Source organism: Ruania alkalisoli, assembly GCF_014960965.1.
Lineage (GTDB): Bacteria > Actinomycetota > Actinomycetes > Actinomycetales > Beutenbergiaceae > Ruania > Ruania alkalisoli.
Genome location: NZ_CP063169.1, coordinates 2,329,089 through 2,347,210, shown reverse-complemented (window position 1 = coordinate 2,347,210; position 18,122 = coordinate 2,329,089). Strand labels below are relative to the sequence as shown.

The window sequence follows — 18,122 nt, the reverse complement described above, 5'->3', positions numbered from 1 at the left end:
AACGGTGGGTTGCGCAGGTCTGCGTCAGAGCATGGGGAGCAAGTAGATGACGCCGAAGAGGACGATCCACACAGCGTCCACGAAGTGCCAGTAGTAGGAGACGACCAAGGCAGTCGTCGCTTCATGCTCACCGAATCGGTGTGCAGAGAACGAGCGCAGCAGCACGAACAGGAACGCGATGAGTCCGCCGATCACGTGCAGGCCGTGGAAACCGGTGGCGAGATAGAAGACGGAGCCGTATGTGGAGTTCTGCAGGGTGAGACCCATGTGAGCGAGCTCGGCGTACTCATACACCTGGCCGGCGATGAAGGTGGCGCCCATGAGGTACGTCAGGATGTACCACTCCTGCATGCCCCACTTGGACACTTGGAACAGTGAGCCCGTCCGCACGGGCTGGAATCGCTCGGCCGCCCACACGCCCAACTGACAGGTGACCGAACTGAGCACCAGGATCACCGTGTTGATCCCGGAGAACGTGATGTTGAGGAACTCGTAGCCCTCGTTCCACACCTCCGGTCCGGCGACCGATCGGTGGGTGAAGTACATCGCGAACAGCCCGGCGAAGAACATGAGCTCAGACGAGAGCCACACGATGGTGCCCACCTGTGTGAGGTTGGGTCGGTTCACCGCCAGGTGCGGGGTGGAGGTTGCAGACGACACGCAGACATTATGGCGGTTCTGGAGGCGTGATGGACACCGGAGAACGGCTTCATCTGCTGGACTGGCGGAATCGTAGGCGAAACGTGATCTGTCGGCGCGTCGTCCGGTCGGACGAGATGACGGATACCTGGCGAACGTCGTATCCGGACCCGCCGAGTCAGGCGCGTGACGACGTCCCGTGATCGGCGCAGCCGGGATCGGCTCGGCGCGTCGGAGGCTAGGATGATGGTGGACCACGATGGTGCGGGCCCAGCGCCCGGGACGGAAGGATCAGCATGACCGCCGTGCAGCACGAAGCAAGGGCTCCCGAGGCTGAAGAGACGGTGTCGGTGCTGCTGTACAGCGACGACTCCACCACCCGCGAGCTGGTGCTGACCGGCGTGGGACGGCGGGCTTCGATCGACAGTCCACGGATCCTGTGGCAGGAGACAGCCACGCCGGCGGCGGTCGTGGATTACGTGGAGAACGGCCGTTACGACCTGGTGATCCTCGACGGGGAGTCAGCGAAGTTCGGTGGAATGGGCTTGTGCCGATCTCTCAAGACCGAGATCTATCAGTGCCCACCCGTCCTGCTACTGATCGCCCGGCCGCAGGATGCATGGTTGGCGTCCTGGTCCGAGGCCGACGCGGTGGTGTCCATGCCGCTGGATCCGATCACCTTGCAGGAGACCGTCGCCGATCTCGTGCGTCGCCGGTGACGGCGGCCACGCTGTCCGGTCCAAGTTGGCCGGATCTGATCACCCGGCTGGTGGCGGGGGAGGATCTGAGCGCTGTCGATACCGCTTGGGTCATGGATCAAGTCATGTCCGGAAACAGCGAACCGATTGCACTCGGCGGATTCCTCGTGGCGTTGCGAGCCAAGGGAGAGACTGTCGCCGAGGTCACGGGACTCGCGGAGGCGATGCTCCGGCATGCGCTGCCCGTCACGATCGACCAGGATGCCGTGGACATCGTGGGCACCGGGGGAGATCGCCACCGCAGCGTCAACATCTCGACGATGGCGGCTCTTGTCGTAGCCGGTGCAGGGGTACGGGTGGTCAAGCACGGTAATCGGGCGGCGTCGTCGGCCTCCGGTTCAGCGGACGTCCTGGAAGAACTCGGTGTCCGGCTCGATCTCACCCCGGAGGACGTGGAGCGAGTCGCTGACCAGGCCGGGATCACCTTCCTGTTCGCACGGGTCTTCCATCCGAGCTTCCGGTACGCCGCGACGACACGGAGCGGCCTCGGGGTCCCTACAGCGTTCAACGTGCTCGGTCCACTCACCAACCCCGCCCGGCCCCGGTCCGGAGCGATCGGAGTCGGTGATCTCCGGATGGCTCCGATCATGGCCGGTGTGCTCGCCGAACGGGGAACCCGCGCACTGGTGTTCCGCAGTGAGGACGGACTCGACGAGCTCGCCACGACTGCCCCCGTCCGCATCTGGGAGGCCGTCGACGGGCAGGTACGCGAGCACGAGCTGGATGCCACGAGCGCCTTCGGTATGCCACGGGCTTCCCTGGACGACATCCGTGGCGGGGACGCGCAGGTGAACGCGCGGGTGGCCCGTGAGCTGCTCGCCGGTGCGCTGGGGCCGGTACGTGATGCCGTCGTGCTGAACGCCGCTGCTGGGCTGGTGGCCCACGGCGGAGCCCCCGGTACGGCCGAGGGTTCGCTCGTCGATCGGCTCGCTGCCGGTGTGGAGGTCGCGCAGCGCGCGATCGATGACGGTGCGGCGAGCGAGGCACTGGCACGTTGGGTGCGCGCCAGTGCGGCTGGCAACTCGTCCCAGGACTAGGCGTGCTGAGCGGCGGTTCCAGGCACGCGCATCGTGCTAGTCGTCCAGACCGAGGGCGAATGCCGCTTCCAGATCGTGCTGTGAGTATGCCTGGAATGCGATGTAAGTCCGGGTGCGCACCACACCGCTGACCTTGGAGACCCGATCCGCGATGACGTCCGCCAGCATGTCGTGCTGGGCGACCCGCACGACAGCGATGATGTCGACGTCGCCTGTAGTCGAGTAGGCCTCGGTGACGCCCGGAAGTTCGGCCACCTGTGCGGCGACTTCCGGGATTCGGTCGGCTTCAACGTCGATGTGGACGATCGCCGTGATCATGTGCGACTCCTTCATGGGTTGAGTGGATCGGTTCACCCATCATGCCGCGCCTGAGGCACCCCTGGTGGCAGGCCGGGCCACCACAGCGGACGGGGAACCGCCGGCGGGACCGGAGGCGACGCCGTCGCTTCCCGGTTCCAGTACACCCTGCTCAGTCTGACTGACGATGAGCTCCTGAAGCCGCGGCAGGAGCGCCGAGGCGCCGCGCAACGGAAGCGCCCAGCCCATTCCTGTGGCTGTGCCGGTCTCACCGCAGTCGAGCTCGACCAGTCGTGTTCCGGGGCGTTCCAGCCAGCGCAGGACCAGTTCGGTCTCCTCGGCGGTGGCAGCACCCGGACGGCCTGCGGGTGGGCTGACATCCTCACCGCTCGCGGCGAGCGTCCGCACCACACCCATGACGGGAGCACCGCGGCCGCTGACGGCTGTACCGGCAAATCGTCCATACCGCAGGAGCAGCAGTTCCCAGCCGCCGCCGGAATGGCGCCGGGCCGCGATCAGCTGGCGCGCTGCGCGTATCCCGTCGTGCCGTTCGGTGCGGGATGCGGCCCGGAGGTAGGCAACCAGCTCGTCTCGCCGCCGCGCGGCCTCCTCGTACCGTTGATGCCGGGACAGTCGCACGATGGTTGCTCTGGCGGCCGCGACAACGCCGGACGCATCGCCGCTCAGGGCAGCCTCTGCCCGTTTCGCTCGTGCGGCGTACTCGGACGTCTCGCGCACGCACGGCGCCACGCACGAGCCCATCTCGGCGAGCACGCACGCTGATGCGGACGGACGTGGCGTGGCGGGTAGCCGCTGGCTACAGGTACGCAGTCCGGTAGCGGCCACGATCGCGGCGACTGCCAGCTCGGCCTGGCTACGGGAGCTGAACGGGCCGATCGCGCGGCTGGCCGCCTCGGCCGGGACATGCCGGACGATGGACAGCCGAGGGTGTGGTTCATCGGTCAGACGCACCCAGGGCTGCTTCTCGGGGGAACGGGAACGCCTGTTGTACGGCGGCCGGTAGGTCGCTATCGCCCGCAGCTCCCGCACGGCGGCCTCGAGCTCTGTCGCGCACGGCACCGGTCTGACCGCGGTGGCCAGATCGATCATCTCGGCGATCCGTCGTCGCTTCTCAGCCGCTGTGAAGTAGCTACGGACACGCCGGCGCAGGTTGACGGCGGTACCGACGTAGAGCACATCGCCAGAAGGGCCGAGAAACTGATAGACGCCCGGTCCGGTCGGGAGACCGTCTGCGAGACTGGCTTTGCGACGGCGTGTCGCAGGTACGGGATCGGCAGCGGTGGTCAGGTCCTCCACATGTGTGACGCCGAGCCCCGCCATCCGGCTCAGGAGCCCGTGCAGGACATCGACCGTGGCGCGTGCGTCCGTCAGGGCACGGTGGTCCGGGGCCGTCACAGATCCGAATAGACGCGCCAGACTCGCCAGCTTGTGGTTGGGGGACTCGTCCCTGGTGACCACCCTGCGCGCCAAGGCCACGGTGTCGACAATCTGCGGTCGGGGCCAGGGCAGGTCCATCTGTTCGCACGCAGCACGGAGGAAGCCGACGTCGAACCTCGCATTGTGGGCCACCAGGATCGCGCCGCGGGAGAACTCCAGGAAGGCTGGAAGCACCTCGGCAATCCGCGGCGCCGACGTCACCATCGCATTCGTGATTCCGGTCAGCACCGTGATCGTGGGAGGGATACCCGTTCCGGGGTTGACCAGGGTCTGGAACTCGCCGACCGTTTCACCGCCGCGCACCTTGACCGCACCGATCTCGGTGATGGCGCTCTCCCTCGGTGAGCCGCCCGTGGTCTCCAGGTCGACGACGACGAAGGTCGCCTCCACCAACGGCGTCCCGATCTCGTCGAGGCCCAGCTGCACCGGACGGGCGCCGGCGGCCATGGCCGCACGGGGGTCCTCAGGCTGCAGCAACCGCCCGCCGACGGCGGGACGAAGCAGGTTCTCGATCATCACCGGGCACGCTACGCGCCACCGGTGACATCACCGCTGGCGACACCCCGCCGCCGAGGCCAGCTCAGTTGCCCGTGCGCTCCGCTGCGGCCTTGGCGTAGAGCGCCTCGATCGTCTCGGCGTAGTCGGCCAGCACGAGTGACCGCTTCACACTCATTTTCGGGGTCAGATAGTCGGCCACGGTGAAGTCATCGGTGAGAATCTCGAACTTTCGTACCGATTCTGCCCGCGAGACCGAGGCGTTGGCGTGGTCGATCGCGGACTGAAGTGCTTCGTTGACCTGTGGGTGCTGGGCGGCCTCGTGGACCGGCATCTCTGGCAGGCCCTGGTTCGACAGCCACGTCGGCAGCATCTCGGCGTCGAGGGTGAGCAGCGCCGCGACGAACGGCTGCTGATCACCGATCACGACGCACTGGCTGACGAGAGCATGCGCCCGAATCTTGTCCTCCAACTGTGAGGGAATGACGTTCTTCCCTCCGGCGGTGACGATGATCTCCTTCTTCCGGCCGGTGATGCGCAGGTAGCCGTCCTCGTCGATCGCACCTAGGTCACCGGTACGGAACCAGCCGTCGGTGAACGCCTCGGCAGTGGCCTCGGCGTTGTCGTGGTAGCGACCGAAGACGGCGATGCCCTTCGCCAGGATCTCGTCGTCGTCCGCGATCCGCAGGCTGATCCCCGGTAGTGGGGGACCGACAGTCCCGATCTTCGAACGGGCGGGGACGTTCACAGAGACCGGGGCTGTGGTCTCTGTAAGACCGTAGCCCTCGAGCACCGTGACGCCGACTCCACGGAAGAAGTGGCCCAGCCGCTCGCCGAGCGGTGCGCCGCCGGAGATCGCGAACTCGACCTGGCCACCAAGGGCTGCCCGGATCTTGTGCAGCACGAGTTTGTCCGCGAGTGCGTACTTGGTGCGCAGGGCGAACCCGGGACCGCCGGCGTCCAGCGAGCGCGAGTAGGCCGTGGACACCCCAGCCGCCCACTGGAAGATCTTGAGCTTTCCGCCGGCGGCAGCCTTCTGCTCAGAGGAGTTGTAGACCTTCTCGAAGACCCGGGGGACGGAGAGGATGAAGGTCGGCCGGAACGCGCCGATGTGCGTCAGGAGCGTCGTCGGATCTCCTACGTGACCGATGGGTACACCAGCGCAGATCGTCAGGACCGAGACGAACCTCGCGAAGACGTGAGCCAGTGGCATGAACAACAACGTGCGCGCATTGTCGTGCAGGATCTCCTTGCCCAGCGCGGCGCACGCGTTGCGCGCGAGCTCGACGAAGTTGCCGTGGCTGAGCGCGACCCCCTTGGGCAGCCCCGTGGTGCCCGACGTGTAGATGATCGTCGCCAGATCGGCGAGCCGGAGGGCGTCGTACCGCTCGCGCACGGCATCGGATGTGACATCGGAACCGTTGGCGGTGAGCTGGTCGAGGGCGCCGTCGTCGAATACCCAGACGTCGTCGAGGCCGGACTCTCCGGCGGCCTCCCGGGCGAGTGCGGCGAGCTCAGCGGTCTCGGCGAAGACCCGTCGCGCCTTGGAGTCGGACAGGATCCACGCGGCCTGCTCGACCGAGGACGTCTCGTAGATCGGGACGGTCACGCCCCCGGCGTACCAGATCGCGAAATCGGCGATCGTCCACTCGGCACGGGTGCGTGACAGGATCGCTACCCTGTCACCTGCCTGCATCCCTCCGGCGATCAGGCCCCGCGCCACGCCGAGCACCTGCTCGTGCAGCTCCTTCGCAGTGACGGGTGTCCAGCTCCCACTGTCAGGCAGCTCGAGCAGCACGCGCTGCGGATCCTGCGAGGCCCAGTCGACCAAGAGATCAGGAATCGCCAGCTCATCGGGCGTGGTGACCATCAGCGGGACGTCGACCTCATTCATGGCTGGCTCCTTCGGCAGAGACGTGACGAGTGCCCACACTGTAAACCGTGAGCACACAGATGTGCGGTCAGACGACGGCACCGTCGTCGGAGTCGTCGCGCGAGCGGGGCATCCGCCACAGCAGGACCAACCAACCGACGACAGATCCCATGATAGCCGCCAGGTACACCCATGAGGGTGCTGAAGGCCAGACGATCAGGAAAATCACCGTTGCCACCGGGCCGCCGAGGGCGGCCAGCCACGCCAGAGTCGGCAGCGGGTCGCTCCCGCGCAGCGGGGGCGGGTCCGGGGGGACGAAGCCCGTCTCCTCACCGTCCTCGGCCACCTCGTAGTCCCGGGGCCCCGACGGCGCAGCACCGGTCTCGTCCGCACCGGCGACGGGCTCGTGGTCGTCCTTGGCATTCTCCTGAGTGCCGAGGTCGCCCAGTTGGGCGGTCAACTCGGCCCATCGCCGCTCGACCTCGCGGTCGGACGGTTGCGGTGACGAGCGCCCTGGCTCACGCTCGTCGGGATCGGGCTCGGGCATGTCTCCACTGTACGGCGCGGCTGCCGTGGCGACGAGCGCCCACGGGTGGCGGAGCCGGGTGGTGTCGGTGCCGGTAGCGAACCTGAGGGCGACGCGGCGATCAGTAGCATGAGAGACGGAACCGAGCGAAGCACGGTCCATGTGCCGCCCCACCCTCATCGAAAGGTCGAGAATGTCACAGAACGCTCCGATCCGCCGGATCGCACTGCTTACCGCGGGCGGATTCGCGCCCTGCCTGTCCGCTGCCGTTGCGGGGTTGGTGCGTCGCTACGGAGACGTTCTCCCGGATGCGGAGATCATCGCCTACCAATACGGCTACCACGGGTTGCTGACAGGGAATTACGTCGTCGTCGACGAGGCCGCGCGTGAGGCGATCGACGTGCTGGACAGATTCGGAGGTTCACCGATCGGGAACAGCCGGGTGAAACTCACCAACGCCAAGGATCTCGTCAAGCGAGGTTTGGTCAACGAGGGCGAGGATCCGCTGCAGGTGGCTGCAGAGCGACTGCGCTCCGACGGCGTGGACGTGCTCCACACGATCGGTGGTGACGACACCAACACCACCGCTGCTGACCTGGCCGCGTATCTGGAGCAGAACGACTACCACCTGACCGTTGTCGGCCTGCCCAAGACGATCGACAACGACATCGTGCCGATCCGGCAGTCGCTGGGTGCGACCACGGCGGCTCAGCAGGCGTCCCGTTTTGCCCAGAACATCATTGGCGAGCACCGGTCCAACCCCCGCATGCTGATCGTGCACGAGGTGATGGGTCGTCACTGCGGGTGGCTGACGGCGGCGGCTGCGCGGGATTACCGCAGCTGGTGGCAGGAGCAGACGTGGAACCCGGCGCTGGGCCTGACCCAGGAGCGGTGGGATATCCACGCGGTCCTGCTACCCGAGTTGAAGATCGACCTGCAGGCAGAGGCCACCCGCTTGCGCGCGATCATGGATGAGGTCGGCAACGTCAACATCTTCCTCTCCGAGGGTGCTGGTGTGCCGGAGATCGTGGCTGAGCTGGAAGCTGCGGGCGAGGAGGTCAAGCGGGATCCTTTCGGTCACGTCATGCTCGACACCATCAATCCGGGTGCGTGGTTCGCCAAGCAGTTCGCCGAGCTGATCGGTGCCGAGAAGGTGATGGTGCAGAAGTCCGGCTACTTCTCGCGATCCGCGCCCGCGAACGAGGAGGATCTCGCGCTGATCCGTTCCATGACAGACCTTGCCGTCGACACGGCGATGGCGGGGGAGTCGGGCGTGATCGGGCACGACGAGGAGAACGGTGACCAGCTGACCGCGATCGCGTTCCCGAGGATCGGTGGAGGGAAGGCTTTCGACGTCTCCGCCGGCTGGTTCGTCGACCTGCTCGCTCAGATCGGCCAGCCGCTCGTGCCCGCGGAAACCACTGGCCACTGAGGGCTGCCCAACCGTGATCACGTGCGATGTCCGGGTGCCCGGACGTACGATCCGGGCACCGCACGTGGCGGCCGGTGGACAGGGGAGACTTCTGTGATTCGGGTCCGGCCGCCGTCGCACGTATCCTGGGGCGCGTGAGCGTCCTTCATGATCCAGCCGTCCTGTCCGGTCTCGAGCAGTGGCGCGAGCTTCCGGCTCGCCAGCAGCCACACTGGCCGGACCCGGAGGCCCTGCATGCGGCCACTGACCGCCTGGAGACGTCACCGCCGTTGGTGTTCGCCGGAGAGGCGGACCGGTTGCGTGAACTGCTTGCATCCGCTTCTCGCGGGGAGGCGTTCTTGCTCCAAGGCGGGGATTGCGCGGAGACCTTCAGCGAGCTCACCGCCGACAATATCCGCGACAAGGTCAAGACGATTCTGCAGATGGCGGTCGTCCTGACGTACGGCGCCAGCATGCCGATCGTCAAGATGGGCCGGATGGCGGGACAGTACGCCAAGCCTCGGAGTTCGGATACCGAGTCCCGCGACGGCGTGACGTTGCCCGCCTATCGTGGTGACATCATCAACGGCTACGACTTCACCGAGAAGGCGCGCGTACCGGATCCACAGCGATTGCTGGATGCGTATCACAACTCCGCGACCACGCTGAATCTGATCCGGGCATTCACCCAGGGCGGCTTTGCCGACCTGCGGCGGGTGCACGAGTGGAACCGGGGATTCATGGAGAACCCGGCGTACGCTCAGTACGACGCCTTCGCCGGCGAGATCGATCGGGCGATCCGGTTCATGGCTGCCGCTGGTGCTGACTTCGACGCGTTGCGGACAGTGGAGTTCTTCTCCAGCCACGAAGGTCTGCTGCTGGACTACGAGCGCCCTCTGACGCGGATCGACTCGCGCACTGGGCAGCCATACGACTGCTCGGCACACTTCCTCTGGATCGGCGAGCGGACGCGTCAACTGGACGGTGCCCACGTCGACTTCTTCGCCCGGGTGCGCAATCCGATCGGGGTCAAGCTGGGCCCCACCAGTACCGTCGAGGACGCGCTCTCGTTGATCGACCGCCTCAACCCTGATGGTGAACCCGGTCGTCTCACCTTTATCACACGAATGGGCGCTTCGAAGATTCGGGATGTGCTACCAGCACTGGTGGAAGGCGTCACCGCCGATGGGCGCCCGGTCACATGGGTGTGCGATCCCATGCACGGCAACGGCATCACCTCCGCGACCGGCTACAAGACGCGCCGGTTCGGTGACGTCATCGAGGAGGTGCGGGGATTCTTCGAGGTGCACCGCTCTCTCGGCACTGTCCCAGGTGGTCTGCACGTGGAGCTCACCGGTTCCGACGTGACGGAGGTGCTCGGCGGCAGCGAAGAGATCGACGACCATGCCCTGACCAGGCGGTACGAGACGCTGGTGGATCCGCGACTGAACCACCAGCAGTCCCTCGAGATGGCTTTCCTGGTCGCGGAGATGCTCCGAGGAGCCTGAGGTGGTGGGGCGTGGTGAAGGGCGGGATGCTCCGCTCGACCGAGTGCTTCCGCCAGGGCAGCGCTGGCGGTCCGAGCCGGAGCTGATGCACTACGGGCCCGTCCCTCGACCCCGGCCCGACCGCTGGGCGTTCACCGTGGGTGGATCGACGGCGACCGGCCACGAGCACGTCTTCGACTGGTCCGATCTCGCGCGCCTTCCGGTGCACGAGATCGTGGCGGACATGCACTGCGCCACTCGCTGGTCGGCACTCGATCAGCGTTGGGCGGGTCCGCGAGCGGCGGACGTACTCGAGCTGGCGCCGCCGGCCGTGGACGTGCGCTATGTCCTGGTGTTCGCGGAGTTCGGCTACGCCGCCAATCTGCAGGTGGACGACCTGCTTTCTGCGCGGACGCTGCTCGCTACGCACATGAACGGAGAACCGCTACCTCACGAACGCGGTGCACCGATGCGGTTGATCGTCCCTCACCTGTACACGTGGAAGGGACCGAAGTGGGTACGCGGCTGGAACTATCTGACGGACGGTTCAGCCGAGCTCGGGTTCTGGGAGCAGCGTGGCTACCATCGACGCGGTGACGCGTGGCGTCAGGAACGCTACGCCTACCAAGAGGACGGGCCGCGGCCGGGCGAGCCCCTCGGTTGACCACCTGGCAACCTGCTGAACCTGGTCACACCACGCTGAGTACGATCACAGTTCCTCGCGGCTGCATCGCGCCTGCCTCAACCGACTGCGACCTGACCGTGCCGAAGACGCCACCGAGGACGTTCTCCCGCTCGACGACGAAGCCCAGCTCCTCGAGTGCGGCTGCGGCCACGTCGTACTGCTCTGCGTAGACGTCGGGCACTTCGACGAGCTCAGGGCCGAGCGAGACGGTGAGCATGACCAGATCCCCGCGATGTCCGTCTCCGGCCACAGGATCCTGCGTGAGAACGTGACCCTCTGCCACCTCGTCATCGTGCACGCGCCCGTCGATCTGTACGGCGGCGCCTGCGGCATCTAGCTCAGAGACAGCGGTCTCCTCGGCCGCCCCGACGACGTTGGGGATCACGATGGGTTCGGGCCCGTCGGAGACGGTGAGCACAACCGGGGTGTCATGCGCCACCTCCTCGCCCTCCTCAGGAGATGACGCGATGACCGTGCCGGCCTCGGCATCCTGGGAATAGACACGCTCGACCGGATCATCGACGGTGAAACCCGCGTCGGTGATCGCGCGGACAGCCTCCTGCTCGGTCCCGCCGACCACCTCGGGCACGATGAGCATCTCCACCCCCCGCGAGACCACCACGACGACCTCGCCGTCGCGGATGAGGTCGGTGCCGGCCTGCGGATCGGTGGCGATCACGCGCCCCTGAGGGACGTCGTCAGAGAACGCTGCGGTCGTGCGTGGGGCGAACCCGGCGGTTTCCAGCAGGCCCAGTGCATCGGACTCGGTCATACCCGACACCGGGGGGACAGCCGCGTAGGCGCCCGGTCCGATGGTCTGATACCACCAGACGCCCGCACCTGCGGCGCCCAGCAGGAGGATCAGGATGAGAGCGAGGCCGAGACCGCGCCGGCGACGGACCCGGCGGCGGGCGGGCCGACCGGGTTCGGCAACCGTCACTGCGCCGATCGGGAGGGCGACGGTGCCGGTCTGCTCCAGTCCTGTGGTCGACTGATCTCCGGCGTGATCGCTGACGACGGAGTCCGTTGCAGGAACAGTCGCCGTCACGACCGGGTCCTCGACCGAGGTATCTACTCCGTCCACATCCGCGCGGAGCTCGAGCTGGTGGACGTCCATCCCCTCTCTGGTCCTGCGTAGGAGGGTGAGCGCGGCTCCGGCGTCAGCCGGCCGGTCTTGTGGATCCCGTGCCGTGAACGCGTGGACGAGATCATCGATGTCGAGCGGGAGCCATCGGACCGATTCGGAGGGGTCGGGGACGTCATCATGGACGTGCTGATAGGCGACCTGGATCGGGGTTTCACCAAGGAACGGCTGCCGACCCGTCAGCATCTCGTAGAGCATGGCTCCGACGGCGTACACGTCCGCCCTGGCATCAGCCGCACCCGAGGTCACGATCTCAGGAGAGAGGTAGGCGACGGTACCGAGCAGGCTGCCGGTCGAGGCCGCCGTCGCCTCAGTGACTGCACGCGCGAGCCCGAAGTCAGCCACCTTCACTTCACCGCTGCGTGCCACGAGGATGTTCTCGGGCTTGACGTCGCGATGCACCAGGCCGGCATGGTGGGCGGCGGCGAGTGCGCTCAGGACGTGCTCGGTGTAGCGCAGCGCGTCCCCGACCGGTAGTGCCCCACGACGACGTAGCACCGCACGCAGGTTGGTGCCGTCAACGAACTCCATGGTGAGGTAGTTCAGTTCGTCGGCGCTGCCCTGGTCATAGACCCCGACAACACCGGGATGGGCCAACCGGGCAGCAGCTCGCGCTTCCCTCCGGAACCGTGCCGCGACGTCGGTTCCCTCCGCGAGGTGGGCGTGCATGACCTTGAGCGCGACGACTCGGTCGAGGCGACGGTCGAGCGCTTGGTAGACGGTCGCCATGCCACCGCGTGCGACGCGCGCGGTGATCTCGTACCTGCTGTCGACCAGGCGGCCGATCAGCGGGTCGGCGACAGTGGTAGCCATGCGCCGAGTGTATTCTCGGCAGACCGATTCGCTGTCGCTCAGGCGTAGCGTGTCATGAGCGTCTGCACGTTCGCCACATAGCGCCGGGTGTCATCGTAGAGACCGTTGCGCTGGACCGAGCCCAGCCCCTGGTAGTAGCCGCCGATCGCTTCGCGATCGTCATCGGTGGCGCGGTGGAGAGCGCGGAGAATGGCGATGCCTGCGGTGACGTTGTCCTGCGGGTTGAGCAGGTTGAGCTGGCGCCCGACGAGATTGGATGCCCACTCACCGGAGGACGGGATGACCTGCATGACGCCGATGGCGTTCGCCGGCGAGACCGCGCGCATGTTGAAGCCGGACTCCTGGTACGCGATCGCCAGTGCGAGTGCTGGGTCCACACCCATCTGCTCCGCCGTGGTGCGGATCATCTGCTGCATCTCGGCGCGGCTGGGGACCGAGGTCGCCAGCAGCGCACGCTTGTTCGCGTTCGCAGCGGCCGTGATGTCTGCACCGTAGGTGTAGTGCAGGAAGGTGTTGGACACGAGCCCGGACGGAACGCGTAGCTGCTGACCGACACGGATGAGTGCGGCGGAGGCGAGGCTGTTCGCCTCGACGATCGCACTGACGGTCGAGCCGTACTGCGTCGCGATGCTGGAGACGGTGTCACCGGCGATGACCCGATGGACGACGCCATCGGAGTCACCCGAGGAACTGGAACCACCGCTGGAGCTTGAGCCCGATCCGCTGGAGGAGCTTGAGCCCGAGCCTGAGGAACTGGAGCCAGAACTGGAGGTGCCTGGGATGCGCAGCGTCTGGCCGATGCGGATGAGGGCGTTGGAGCCGAGGTCATTGGCCTGGATGATCGCCCGGACGGTGCTGCCGTAGCGGACGGCGATGGCGGAGACCGTGTCACCGGCGACCACCCGGTGCGAGGAAGCCGAGCTTGAGCTGCTCGAGCTGTTCGAACCGCTGGAGGAGGAACCGGATCCGCTGGAGGAGCTTGAGCCCGAGCCTGAGGAACTGGAGCCAGAACTGGAGGTGCCTGGGATGCGCAGCGTCTGGCCGATGCGGATGAGGGCGTTGGAGCCGAGGTCATTGGCCTGGATGATCGCCCGGACGGTGCTGCCGTAGCGGACGGCGATGGCGGAGACCGTGTCACCGGCGACCACCCGGTGCGAGGAAGCCGAGCTTGAGCTGCTCGAGCTGTTCGAACCGCTGGAGGAGGAACCGGATCCGCTGGAGGAGCTTGAGCCCGAGCCTGAGGAACTGGAGCCAGAACTGGAGGTGCCTGGGATGCGCAGCGTCTGGCCGATGCGGATGAGGGCGTTGGAGCCGAGGTCATTGGCCTGGATGATCGCCCGGACGGTGCTGCCGTAGCGGACGGCGATGGCGGAGACCGTGTCACCGGCGACCACCCGGTGCGAGGAAGCCGAGCTTGAGCTGCTCGAGCTGTTCGAACCGCTGGAGGAGGAACCGGATCCGCTGGAGGAGCCCGAGCTGGAGGTGCCTGGGATGCGCAGCGTCTGGCCGATGCGGATGATGGCCCGGCTTCCGAGGTCATTGGCCTCGATGATCGCGCGGACGGTGGTGTCGTAGCGCAGTGCGAGGTGGCTGACTGTGTCACCCGCGCGAACCGTGTAGAGCACCTCCGAGCGCCGGGTGGGAGTGTGCGAGACGACGGGCGCCAGATGCGGGGTTGATGAGCGCAGGACCTCACCGCGCACGGGCATCGGCGAGGACGGCTCCGACGCTGCAGCTGCGGGCACCGTGGTCGCGCCGAGGCCGACCGCTGTGGCTGCGCCGAGAGCCCCGAGGGTGGTGAACCTGGACGTGCGGCGCCCGGATGTGCGGCGGGTGGTGCGGGTCATGGGTTGCTCCCCGGTGGTCTCCGGCGTCATCGGGCGAGCGACGGCGTGTCTCTCGTGACGCATGGGCTGTTTGAGGTGTATGAGGATGATGGGACAAATGTGACAGTAGTGGTTATGGCGAAGGGCGACAACCCTGGATGTGCCCTCGAGCCCGTCCACGACGACCGCGGCGTGCATCGCTTCCCGGCGCCGTCGGCGGTTAGGCTGCGTCTGTGAACGATGTAGAGGCCCTCGACACGAGATGGCTCAGCCTGCCCGAGGTGGCCGACGCCCTTGATGTCCGGTTGCGTGATGTCCGGACGATGCTGGCCGAGCGACGCCTCGTCGCTGTGCGTCAGGGTCCGAACGATGCGTGGTCGGTCCCGGCTGACCTTCTGACGGTGGGGGAGGGGGACGCGGGACGGGTACTGGCGTCACTCCGCGGGACGCTGATCCAGCTCGGTGATGCCGGGCTGACTGATGTGGAGTGCGTGATCTGGCTCTTCTCCGAGGATGCTGAGCTCGGTGAGCGACCGATCGACGCTTTGCGCTCCGGGCGCACGCACGCGGTGCGCCGCGCCGCGCAGCCGTTGGCCTTCTGATGTAGGCACCGCTGGTACGTGCCTACGACGACCTCGCCACTGCCGCGGCGGCGAGTGTGCGCACCATGGCGACGGCCTCAGGCGCGAGCTGAGCGTCCTCGAGCGCGCCCAAGCCGACGTCGGTACGAGTCCGGATCATGGACTCCACCACGGCAGGCGCGCCGGTACCGGTGATGATCGAACGGAGCGCGTGAACCTGTTGGCCGGACAGTGCCGCATCGCCCAGGGCCGCGCGCAGCCTGGTTGCATCCTCGGGTACGGCCCGCTCGAGGGCGATGGCGACGAGAACCGTTCGCTTGCCTTCACGCAGGTCGTCCGCGGCAGGCTTTCCGGTCACGTCCGGATCACCGAAGACTCCCAGGAGGTCGTCCCTGAGCTGGAACGCCTCGCCGATCGGAACGCCTATCGCGGCGCATCGGCGAATGTCCTCCGCCTCGCCGCCCGCCATCGCCGCACCCAGGCATAGAGGCTGCTCCACGCTGTAACGAGCTGACTTGGCACGAAGGACTCGCTCTGCCCGGTCGAGGACGACGGCGGGGTCCTCGACCTCCTGCGCTGACTGCGCGTAGATGTCCAGATACTGGCCCAATGTGACACCTGCCATCATCTCGGTGACGATCCGCGAGGCGCTTCCGCGAGCGTTCCCGCCCAGGCCGTCGAGGGCACGGTCGAACTCGCGAACAGCCGCTACGAGCAGGAGGTCACCCAAGAGGATTGCTCCGGCACGACCGAATCTGGGGCCGTCTCCGGTCAGGTGGTGGTGCTGGTGCAGCCGGGCAAGCTGGAGATGAGCGGCCTCGATTCCGCGGCGGGTATGTGAATCGTCGATGATGTCGTCGTGGACGAGAGCCGCAGCCTGGAACAGTTCAACACCGGCGCCGGCGGCCACGACCTCTTCGGCATCGAACTGCCCGCCGAAGGCGCACCAGCCCGCTGCGGTGAATCCCGCCCGCAGACGCTTTCCTCCCGGTAGCAGCGACCGTGCGACCGCTATGAGCGGCTGGATCTCTGGCCCGATGACCTCGTGCGCCGCGACAGTCTCCTCGAAGCTGGCGAGTACTCGCGCGGACACGGCGGTGCGTATCGATTCCAGACGTTCATACGCCGAGTTGAGGTTCACGGAGTCGGTGGTCACCTCTCTAGCGTACGGGCGCTTGGTGACGTGGCTGGCGCCGCTCACCCGGCGACCGTTGGTAGCGACCGGGGTGACGGATGACGGCTCGTCCACAGCCCCCTAGTGGGCGCGGCCGGGCCTTCTTGCGAAAGGCGTGTGATGACTCCATGTACTTCGAGGACCACACACACGAATCCGCCGTTCAATCACCTGAGCTAGCAGCGCAACTGACCACGATCGGCATTGACGTGCATGATCCGGTCGATGTGCTCTCCTGGGTGCCCTACCTGCTTGGCTTCAGGCCGCACGAGTCGATCGTCCTGATCGGCGTGCACACGGGGTCGGAAGGATCTGGAACGGGGCTCGTCGTCCGGTTCGACCTGGCCGATCTGGACGACCCGCACGTACAAGCTGACGTGATGCAGCACCTGGCCCGGGACGGGGCGGATCACGTGCTCTGCGTCATCGTGACCGAAGAGCCGTGGGACGAGACTCTCCGGTTCGGTGGACGGAGCGGGAGAGCGCTGCGCTGGTGGCTGCAGAGTTCAGTAGCTGATGCGCGCAGCACGTGGCTGCTCGCGACTCGGGCATTCCGGTGCGTCGAGTGTGGCCGGACTCCGTGTTGCCCCGTGGGTGGACGACCAGCATCCGTGCTGGACCACTCCGCAGTGACCGCAGCGTTCGTCTACCAGGGGCGCTCCTACGTCTCATGTCGAGAGGATCTGGCGGCGCAGGTCGATGTCGCCGCCCCTGGGCGCAGGTCGGCGAGTGCGGCGGCGGCACGACATCTCCGGCGCAACGGGCTCGGTGCGCAGTGCTGGCGGCCAGAGTCGTCAGCACGCTGGCTGGAACTGGTCGACATGGTCGCCGGCCCGGTCGCCGAAGCCGCGCAGCCGCATGGTCAGTGCCCCGAACCTGCCCTGGTGGGGAAGGTCCTGGCAGGACTGACCGATCCCTGGGTGCGAGACGGTGTGCTCCTCTGGGTCGTGACCGGACGGATGCTCGAGGACGAGGAACGGACCGATGCCCTGGCGGACGTGTTCTCGGGCGTGCTTCGCCCCTCAGTTCCTCGAGTTGACGTCGCACTGCAGGCGATGACTCTCCTTGCCTCACATGCCACGCGCCGCTGGCGTGTGGCGCCTTTGGCGGCGGCATCGTGGGTCGCGTGGTGGTCCGGTGACGGCGCACAGGCTGCTGTTCTGCTTGAACGTGTGCGATCGCTCGACCTCGATCACAGTCTCGGGGAGGTGATGACATCGGTGCTTGCGGCCGGAATCGCACCAGGCTGGGCCCGCACTGTGACTGACGCGTCGGCGTGAGGAGACTCGCGCGCGGCTCAGTCACATGGTGCAACTTCTGCTGCACCCCTCCGGACACGCTAGGGTCGGCGCGTGGGCAACGGGAGGAGCGCGACGTGATCGTGGCCGGATTCATCGCAACTGCCGAAGGGCGCGCAGCGCTCGAGGCCGGAGTCGCCGAGGCCGGGCGTCGGCAGGAGGACCTGACAGTCCTCGTGCATGCCCCTCGTGGAGCAGAACCCTCGGATCTGGACGGAGCCGTCCAGGAGGCGCGATCGGCAGTGGAAGGCATGACCGCCGACGTACGGACCGTGGCTCTCGGCGATGATGTGGCTGAGGTGCTCATGAGTACCGCAGAGGAGGTCGACGCGAGCGTGATCGTGATCGGACTCCGCCGCAGGTCCCCGCTGGGCAAACTCATCCTGGGGTCCAACGCGCAGCGCATCCTGCTGGACTCCCCGTGCCCGGTGCTGGCCGTCAAGCCAGAGCGAGTCGACAGCGGAAGATGAAGCACCTGTCGCCCGGTTGCAGCGGCCATGATCGGTGGGTGACAAGGCTGGAACCAGGGAACGACTGTTCCTGATCGCCGTCGGCGGCATCGCCCGTGGGAACAATGGCGTCCACGATGCTGTTGACCAGATCAGGCTTCACTCAGCGGC

General features: G+C 67.0%; 16 protein-coding genes. 8 read left to right on the top strand and 8 right to left on the bottom strand.

What is annotated here, in order from left to right; all coding sequences use genetic code 11:
* Positions 1-24: 24 nt before the first annotated feature.
* Positions 25-660, bottom strand: a complete 636-nt coding sequence (ctaE, locus tag IM660_RS10470) for an aa3-type cytochrome oxidase subunit III (protein ID WP_193495296.1) — start codon at positions 658-660, stop codon at positions 25-27.
* Between the two features lie 275 nt (positions 661-935).
* Here ctaE and IM660_RS10465 point away from each other — a divergent pair, with 275 nt between their 5' ends.
* On the top strand, positions 936-1,358 hold the full coding sequence (locus IM660_RS10465; RefSeq protein WP_193495294.1) for a response regulator: 423 nt from the start codon (positions 936-938) through the stop codon (positions 1,356-1,358).
* A complete protein-coding gene (gene trpD / locus IM660_RS10460) occupies positions 1,355-2,434 on the top strand; it encodes an anthranilate phosphoribosyltransferase (RefSeq protein ID WP_246464896.1) in 1,080 nt (359 codons plus the stop codon). Before IM660_RS10465 ends, trpD begins: the two co-directional genes overlap by 4 nt.
* A 36-nt stretch (positions 2,435-2,470) precedes the next feature.
* Here trpD and IM660_RS10455 read toward each other — a convergent pair whose 3' ends face one another.
* The 4 genes from IM660_RS10455 to IM660_RS10440 form a co-directional block, all read right to left on the bottom strand.
* Positions 2,471-2,752 carry an Lrp/AsnC family transcriptional regulator gene (locus IM660_RS10455; RefSeq protein WP_193499346.1) on the bottom strand — a complete coding sequence of 94 codons (282 nt, stop codon included), beginning with the start codon at positions 2,750-2,752 and terminating at the stop codon, positions 2,471-2,473.
* 39 nt (positions 2,753-2,791) lie between these two features.
* Positions 2,792-4,705, bottom strand: a complete 1,914-nt coding sequence (locus IM660_RS10450) for a DEDD exonuclease domain-containing protein (RefSeq protein ID WP_246464895.1) — start codon at positions 4,703-4,705, stop codon at positions 2,792-2,794.
* Positions 4,706-4,769: 64 nt separating this feature from the next.
* Positions 4,770-6,578, bottom strand: coding sequence for an AMP-dependent synthetase/ligase (locus IM660_RS10445; RefSeq protein WP_193495291.1), 1,809 nt, complete (start codon positions 6,576-6,578; stop codon positions 4,770-4,772).
* Positions 6,579-6,645: 67 nt separating this feature from the next.
* Positions 6,646-7,104 carry a hypothetical protein gene (locus tag IM660_RS10440; RefSeq protein ID WP_193495290.1) on the bottom strand — a complete coding sequence of 153 codons (459 nt, stop codon included), beginning with the start codon at positions 7,102-7,104 and terminating at the stop codon, positions 6,646-6,648.
* A gap of 172 nt (positions 7,105-7,276) precedes the next feature.
* Between IM660_RS10440 and IM660_RS10435 the strand changes: the two genes are divergently transcribed.
* The 3 genes from IM660_RS10435 to IM660_RS10425 all read left to right on the top strand — a co-directional run bounded on the left by IM660_RS10435 (position 7,277) and on the right by IM660_RS10425 (position 10,645).
* Positions 7,277-8,515, top strand: a complete 1,239-nt coding sequence (locus IM660_RS10435; RefSeq protein ID WP_193495288.1) for a pyrophosphate--fructose-6-phosphate 1-phosphotransferase — start codon at positions 7,277-7,279, stop codon at positions 8,513-8,515.
* A gap of 134 nt (positions 8,516-8,649) precedes the next feature.
* A complete protein-coding gene (locus IM660_RS10430; RefSeq protein WP_193495286.1) occupies positions 8,650-10,002 on the top strand; it encodes a class II 3-deoxy-7-phosphoheptulonate synthase in 1,353 nt (450 codons plus the stop codon).
* Between the two features lies 1 nt (position 10,003).
* Positions 10,004-10,645, top strand: a complete 642-nt coding sequence (locus IM660_RS10425; RefSeq protein WP_246464894.1) for a molybdopterin-dependent oxidoreductase — start codon at positions 10,004-10,006, stop codon at positions 10,643-10,645.
* A 25-nt stretch (positions 10,646-10,670) separates the two neighbouring features.
* Here IM660_RS10425 and pknB read toward each other — a convergent pair whose 3' ends face one another.
* Positions 10,671-12,623, bottom strand: coding sequence for a Stk1 family PASTA domain-containing Ser/Thr kinase (gene pknB / locus IM660_RS10420; protein WP_193495285.1), 1,953 nt, complete (start codon positions 12,621-12,623; stop codon positions 10,671-10,673).
* A 38-nt stretch (positions 12,624-12,661) separates the two neighbouring features.
* A complete protein-coding gene (locus tag IM660_RS10415; protein ID WP_193495283.1) occupies positions 12,662-14,470 on the bottom strand; it encodes a lytic transglycosylase in 1,809 nt (602 codons plus the stop codon).
* Between the two features lie 212 nt (positions 14,471-14,682).
* Here IM660_RS10415 and IM660_RS10410 point away from each other — a divergent pair, with 212 nt between their 5' ends.
* Positions 14,683-15,051, top strand: coding sequence for an Rv2175c family DNA-binding protein (locus IM660_RS10410; RefSeq protein WP_246464893.1), 369 nt, complete (start codon positions 14,683-14,685; stop codon positions 15,049-15,051).
* A 22-nt stretch (positions 15,052-15,073) separates the two neighbouring features.
* Here IM660_RS10410 and IM660_RS10405 read toward each other — a convergent pair whose 3' ends face one another.
* Positions 15,074-16,186, bottom strand: coding sequence for a polyprenyl synthetase family protein (locus tag IM660_RS10405; protein ID WP_193495281.1), 1,113 nt, complete (start codon positions 16,184-16,186; stop codon positions 15,074-15,076).
* Between the two features lie 146 nt (positions 16,187-16,332).
* Between IM660_RS10405 and IM660_RS10400 the strand changes: the two genes are divergently transcribed.
* The gene (locus IM660_RS10400; protein ID WP_193495273.1) at positions 16,333-17,484 is read left to right on the top strand and encodes a DUF4192 domain-containing protein; all 1,152 of its coding nucleotides are present in this window, start codon (positions 16,333-16,335) and stop codon (positions 17,482-17,484) included.
* Positions 17,485-17,579: 95 nt separating this feature from the next.
* A complete protein-coding gene (locus tag IM660_RS10395) occupies positions 17,580-17,972 on the top strand; it encodes a universal stress protein (protein ID WP_193495272.1) in 393 nt (130 codons plus the stop codon).
* Positions 17,973-18,122: the final 150 nt, after the last annotated feature.

Coding starts and splice junctions, on each gene's coding strand:
- IM660_RS10465 (WP_193495294.1), top strand. CDS start 936: ATGACCGCCGTGCAGCACGAAGCAAGGGCTCCCGAGGCTGAAGAGACG.
- IM660_RS10455 (WP_193499346.1), bottom strand. CDS start 2,752: ATGATCACGGCGATCGTCCACATCGACGTTGAAGCCGACCGAATCCCG.
- IM660_RS10450 (WP_246464895.1), bottom strand. CDS start 4,705: ATGATCGAGAACCTGCTTCGTCCCGCCGTCGGCGGGCGGTTGCTGCAG.
- IM660_RS10445 (WP_193495291.1), bottom strand. CDS start 6,578: ATGAATGAGGTCGACGTCCCGCTGATGGTCACCACGCCCGATGAGCTG.
- IM660_RS10440 (WP_193495290.1), bottom strand. CDS start 7,104: ATGCCCGAGCCCGATCCCGACGAGCGTGAGCCAGGGCGCTCGTCACCG.
- IM660_RS10435 (WP_193495288.1), top strand. CDS start 7,277: ATGTCACAGAACGCTCCGATCCGCCGGATCGCACTGCTTACCGCGGGC.
- pknB (WP_193495285.1), bottom strand. CDS start 12,623: ATGGCTACCACTGTCGCCGACCCGCTGATCGGCCGCCTGGTCGACAGC.
- IM660_RS10415 (WP_193495283.1), bottom strand. CDS start 14,470: ATGACCCGCACCACCCGCCGCACATCCGGGCGCCGCACGTCCAGGTTC.
- IM660_RS10400 (WP_193495273.1), top strand. CDS start 16,333: ATGTACTTCGAGGACCACACACACGAATCCGCCGTTCAATCACCTGAG.